We start from the raw sequence: 5,222 nt of genomic DNA on the forward strand, positions 1-5,222 counted from the left end.
CCGCGGACCTGCGGCGCCGCATCGTCTGCGGCGCGGGCCGGGCGGGGCCCGCCGGTGGGTCCGGCACGGGCCGGGGCCGCGCGGCCCCGCGGCGGCCCCGCCCGGTCACCTCACGGGTGCCTCACGGACGCCTCGTGAACGCTTCACAGGCACGCTCCACAGGCACGCGCCTCAGGCGCCTCATGGGCGCAGCGCCCGCAGCAGCAGGTCCGCCAGGTGGTCGGCGACCTGCTGCGGGCTGAGCGGGCCGTCGGGGCGGTACCACGTCGACAGGTGGTGCACGGAGCCGAAGTGGTAGTCCACCACCAGGTCGGCGGGGGTCGCCCGGGAGAAGACGCCCGCCTCCTGGCCCTCCTCGATCAGCGCGCGGAAGCGTTCGTGGTAGCGGCGGCGCTCCGCGCGCACCTGCTTGTTCTTCTCCGGGCTCAGGTGGTGCATGGAGCGGAAGAAGATCGACGCGTCGTCGAGGTTCTCGATCGTCGTGACGACGACGTCGGCCGCCGCGCCGCGCAGGCGCTTCTCGATCGGCTCGTCGGCGTCCGCGAAGGCGTCCAGGCGCTCCTGCTGGACGCGCAGCACGCGCGCGTACACCTCGTGCAGCAGGTCGTCCTTGGAGCCGAAGTAGTGGTAGAGCGCCCCCTTGGTGACGCCGGCCGCCTCGACGATCTCCTGCACCGAGGTGCGGTCGTAGCCCTGCTCGGCGAAGAGCCGGGTGGCGGCGGCCAGGAGCCGCTGCGGCACAGGGGTCCCGTCACCGTCCGTCGTCCTGGGCACTGCCGCCACCTGCCTTCCGTGTCGCTGTCGGTTGTCGTGCGTCAGGGAACGAGGTTCCCGACGGAGGATCTTCCCACTGACCGCCTCCGGCACGTCGGGCAGGAGCTCCTCCTGGCACGGGTGCGGGTGGGCGGCCAGTCTCTCCTTGCCGCGCGCGGCGCGCGCATCCGGGTCCGTCCCGCGCGGCGGGGGCCGGTCACCGGGACGCCTCCCAGTGCTGCTGGACGCGGTTCATGCCGGTGAGCCAGCGGTCGGGATCGGTGGCGCGGGCCCGGTAGTACTCGGCGACCTCGGGGTGCGGCAGGATCAGGAAGCGGTCCTCCTCGATGCCCCGGAAGAGGGCGTCGGCCACGTCCTCCGGCTCGATCGCGGTCGGCTTGAGCACCAGGTCGCCCGCGCTTCCGCTGGCGTCGAGCATGTCGGTGCGCACGCCCTGCGGACAGATCGCGTGGACCTTCACGCCGCGGTGGCGGTACGTCAGCGAGAGCCACTCGGCGAAGGCGTACGCGCCGTGCTTGGTGACGCTGTAGGGGGCGGTGCCGATCATGGTGAGCAGTCCGGCCGCGGAGACGGTGGAGACGAAGCGGCCGCTGCCGCGCTCCAGCCAGTCCGGGAGCAGCGCGTGCGCCGCGCGGACGTGGGCCATGACGTTGACGTCCCAGGAGAGCGCCCAGCCCTGCTCGTCGAGCGGTCCGCCGGGCTCCCCGCCGTCGCGGCCGACGCCCGCGTTGGCGCAGTAGACGTCGACCGTCCCGCCGAGCGCGTCGCGGGCCTCGGTGACGGTCGAGGAGGCGTCGCCCGGGACGGCGATGCCGCCGATCTCCTCGGCGACGGCCTTCGCCCGGTCGGCGTCCAGGTCGTTGACGACGACCTGCGCCCCCTGGTCGGCGAAGCGGCGGGCGAGCGCCGCCCCGATGCCGCCCCCGGCCCCCGTGACGACCACCTTCGCACCCTGCACGGCTCCCACCATCGGCCTCCTTCGACGCGGCTTGCCCGCACCGCCGTACGGGCGCCGCGCGGGTCGGCTCCGGTCGTGCGGCGGCTGCGGCGGTCCTTCCGTCGCGCCAGACTAACCGGTCGGTATGCCCTGCGGAAGAGGAGATCCGAGCCGGGCCGGTCCGGTTCGTTCCCCGCCGCGGTCATGCGCGCTAGCGTGCATGGTCATGACATCCGACGCGATCACGGAGGCCACCGCATGAAGCTGTCCAGACGGAGCCTGCTCGCCACCACCACGGCCGCGGTGGCGGCCTCCGCGGCCCCGGCGCACGCGGCTTCCGGGCGGGCCCCGGCGGCGGGCCGCAAACTGCGCACCGGGTTCGAGCGGCTCGCCGCGGACGGCTACGCGCCGCTCGACGGGCAGCGGGTCGGCGTCGTCACCAACCCGACGGGCATCACCCGGGACGCACGGCACATCGTGGACGTCATGCACGCCGACGACCGCGTGGACCTGATCGCCGTCTTCGGCCCCGAGCACGGCTTCCGGGGCACCGCGCAGGCGGGCGGCTCCGAGGGACGGTACGACGACCCGGCGACCGGACTGCCGGTCTACGACACCTACCTGAAGAGCGGTCAGCCGCTCGCCGACGTCTTCACCGCCTCCGGCGTGGACACGATCGTCTTCGACATCCAGGACGTGGGCGCGCGCTTCTACACCTACATCTGGACCCTGTTCGACTGCATGGAGGCGGCGGGGCTCGCGGGCAAGCGGTTCGTGGTCCTGGACCGGCCGAACCCGGTGACGGGGCGGGCGGCCCTGGGCCCGGTGCTGCACGAGGAGTTCGCCACCTTCGTCGGGCGGAAGCCGATCGCGCAGGCGCACGGGATGACGGTGGCGGAGCTGGCACGGCTGTTCAACGGGGAGTTCCTCCGGGCTCCGGTGCCGCTGGAGACCGTGCTCATGTCGGGCTGGAAGCGGTCGGACTTCCACGAGGCCTCCGGGCTGCCCTGGGTGCCGCCGAGCCCGAACATGCCGACGCCCCAGACCGCGCTGGTGTACTCGGGAACGTGTCTGTTCGAGGGCACCAACCTCTCCGAGGGGCGCGGGACGACCCGGCCGTTCGAGCTGCTGGGCGCCGAGGGGATCGACGGGCGCTGGGCGGACGGGGCGAACGGGCTGGGGCTGGCGGGCGTGCGGTTCCGTGAGGCGTACTTCGCGCCCACGTTCTCCAAGTTCCAGGGGAGGACCGTCGGGGGCGTGCAGCTCCACGTGCACGACCCGGAGGCGTTCGATCCGGTGCGCACGGGGATCGGGCTGCTGATCACGGCCAAGCGGGTGTGGAGCGACTTCGCCTGGCGTCCGGACCACTGGATCGACAAGCTCACCGGCTCCGCGCGGGTGCGCACGATGATCGACGCGGGGGCGGACACGGACGAGGTGGTGGCCGGCTGGCACGAGGAGCTGGCGGCGTTCCGCAGGACGCGGCGGGAGTACCTGCTGTACCGCTGAGCGGATCTCGGTGGTGGGCCGGAGTGATCCGGCCCACCACTTTTTCGTTTCCTCCGGGATTTCCGACCGAAACCGACGCGATCCGGGCGCATACCGAGGGGCTCTCCAGGAACCCGTGGAAGCCGCGGGGAGTTCTCAGTCCGGCGGGGACGGGTCGCAGGACGCGCCGCGGCGTGCGGCCCCGGCCCGGCGGGACAGGGTGTCACCGCCGACGTCCCCGCGTCGAGGACGACCACAACTGAAGCACGCGCCACGGGAGTTGACGCGTGAGCCCTGCGGCCGGCTGATGGGGGCCATCGGAAAAAGGATGGAGCCGATCCGGGTGTCGATACGTCTATTCGGCGACGCCCGTTCGGCGACGCCGAACGGACGGACTACAGGTGCAGGTGTGACGGAGGTGCAGGACGATGGCCGGTTTCCGGAGTCTGGCGAGACAGGTCCGAGATCCGCGGTGCGACCTGGCACTGCGGCGTTATTCGCTGCGCAAGTGCCTTGAACGGTTCGCTCCTTATGGGCACAGGGCGACCTGGGACCATCTGTGCGCGCGGGCCGGGTTCGACCCCGAGGACCGCTCCGTCGACCCGGTGCGGCTCGTGGCCGCACTGGAGGAGCTGGAGGAGGCCCGGGCGGTCTGGCTGGCCTACGAGGTCGAGTTCGCCGAGCGCCGCAGGAAGGAGAAGCACGACGGCCTGCGCAGGCCGGGCAGTGTGGACGACTGGCACCGACTGACCTGGGGCGGCTTCGGTGTGGCCTGGTGCGACGATCCGCGGGTGCATCCGCGGGAGCCGCTGGCCGAGGTGCTGCGGCGGCTGATCGCCGCGCTGGAGCGCGAGCCGGGCTCGGTCTGCCCCGTGTGCCGGGGGGAACGGCTCATGTGGCGGTACGACCTGGACCACGAGCCGTCGGCGGGCCCGGTCTGCACGGACTGCGGAATCCTGGTGCCGCGCCCCGTGCTCACCCCCGAGGCCCTGGCGGACTCCAGGCGGACGAGGCTGCCGGTGTCGGCCTGAGAAGTACCCGAGAAGTACCTGAGGAGGCGGGGGCGCGCCGGGGATGCCGCGCCCCCGCCGTCCTCCTCCGGGACCCCTCCGTGAAGCGGACGGTGGCAGGGAGCAGGGAGCCAGGGGGCCGGCAGAGTACGGGTGGGCCCGCGGGCGGATCTCGAACGGGACCCGGAGCGCGGTGAGCGCCGCGCGGTCCGCGCACGCCCCGCTGCCCGAGCCGGGCTCCGCGCACGGCCGGCCGGTCCTGCCGCACGGCGAGGAGGGCGGCGCCCGCCCGGTGCCGCGCCTCGCGGGCCGGCCGGGACCGGCGGCCCGCAGCGGCCCGGAGGACACGCTGCTCCTGCCGGACGGACGGCCGGACGGACGGCCGGACGGACGGCCGGACGGACGGCCGGACGGACGGCCGGACGGACGGCCGGCGGAGTCCTCCGTGCGGCCGGCGCGGAGGCCGTGGAGATCCACGGGCGGCCCCGGCGGATGCCGTGGGACCGTCCCGGGCGACGGATCGCGCCGGGGCGTCCCGGTGCCCGGTGCCGTGCGGGCACCCGCGTTCAGCGGTTCCGCTCCGGCTCCCGGCGTGCGCGGCGTCGTCCTCCGCCCCCGTTCTCGGCCATCAGGCGGGAACCCGTGAGCCGTTCGCCGAAGACGTCGTCCGGGTTGGACAGGACACAGGTGTCCAGGGAGAGGCAACCGCAGCCGATGCAGTCGGTGAGGTGGTCGCGCAGGCGGTTGAGCTGCCTGATGCGCTCGTCCAGCTCCGAGCGCCAGGCCTCGGAGAGGCGGGCCCAGTCGTCCCGGGTGGGCGTGCGTTCCTCTGGGAGCTCGGCGAGCGCCTCGCGGATGGTGGCGAGCGGGATGCCGACGCGCTGGGCGGCCCGGATGAAGGCGACCCGGCGCAGGGTGTCACGGCTGTAGCGGCGCTGGTTGCCCGTGGTTCGGCGGCTGCTGATCAGGCCCTTGGACTCGTAGAAGTGCAGGGCGGAGACGGCGGCGCCGCT

The 5,222-nt window shown here is 73.8% G+C and carries 5 protein-coding genes; 2 read left to right on the forward strand and 3 right to left on the reverse strand.

The window, feature by feature from the left end; translation table 11 throughout:
- Positions 1-180: 180 nt before the first annotated feature.
- Entirely contained in the window at positions 181-774 is a 594-nt protein-coding gene (locus B7L92_RS35985; RefSeq protein ID WP_016826963.1) for a TetR/AcrR family transcriptional regulator, read from the reverse strand.
- A 196-nt stretch (positions 775-970) separates the two neighbouring features.
- Positions 971-1,744: an SDR family oxidoreductase gene (locus B7L92_RS35990; protein WP_081241391.1), complete on the reverse strand. Its 774-nt coding sequence runs from the start codon at positions 1,742-1,744 to the stop codon at positions 971-973.
- A 225-nt stretch (positions 1,745-1,969) separates the two neighbouring features.
- Here B7L92_RS35990 and B7L92_RS35995 point away from each other — a divergent pair, with 225 nt between their 5' ends.
- Both B7L92_RS35995 and B7L92_RS36000 read left to right on the forward strand, forming a co-directional pair.
- Positions 1,970-3,220 (forward strand): exo-beta-N-acetylmuramidase NamZ family protein, encoded by a 1,251-nt coding sequence (locus tag B7L92_RS35995; protein ID WP_081241392.1) that lies wholly within the window; start codon positions 1,970-1,972, stop codon positions 3,218-3,220.
- Between the two features lie 407 nt (positions 3,221-3,627).
- Positions 3,628-4,230 (forward strand): hypothetical protein, encoded by a 603-nt coding sequence (locus tag B7L92_RS36000; RefSeq protein ID WP_081241393.1) that lies wholly within the window; start codon positions 3,628-3,630, stop codon positions 4,228-4,230.
- A gap of 545 nt (positions 4,231-4,775) precedes the next feature.
- On the opposite strand, the gene soxR is transcribed toward B7L92_RS36000, so the two are convergent.
- On the reverse strand, positions 4,776-5,222 hold a 447-nt coding region (gene soxR / locus B7L92_RS36010), incomplete at its 5' end, for a redox-sensitive transcriptional activator SoxR (protein WP_081241395.1).

Origin of the sequence: Streptomyces viridosporus (assembly GCF_002078235.1) — a bacterium.
Taxonomy (GTDB): Bacteria; Actinomycetota; Actinomycetes; order Streptomycetales; family Streptomycetaceae; genus Streptomyces; species Streptomyces viridosporus.

Excerpts from the sequence above, each read along its gene's own strand:
- B7L92_RS35990 (WP_081241391.1), bottom strand. The coding sequence starts at position 1,744 with ATGGTGGGAGCCGTGCAGGGTGCGAAGGTGGTCGTCACGGGGGCCGGG.
- B7L92_RS35995 (WP_081241392.1), top strand. The coding sequence starts at position 1,970 with ATGAAGCTGTCCAGACGGAGCCTGCTCGCCACCACCACGGCCGCGGTG.
- B7L92_RS36000 (WP_081241393.1), top strand. The coding sequence starts at position 3,628 with ATGGCCGGTTTCCGGAGTCTGGCGAGACAGGTCCGAGATCCGCGGTGC.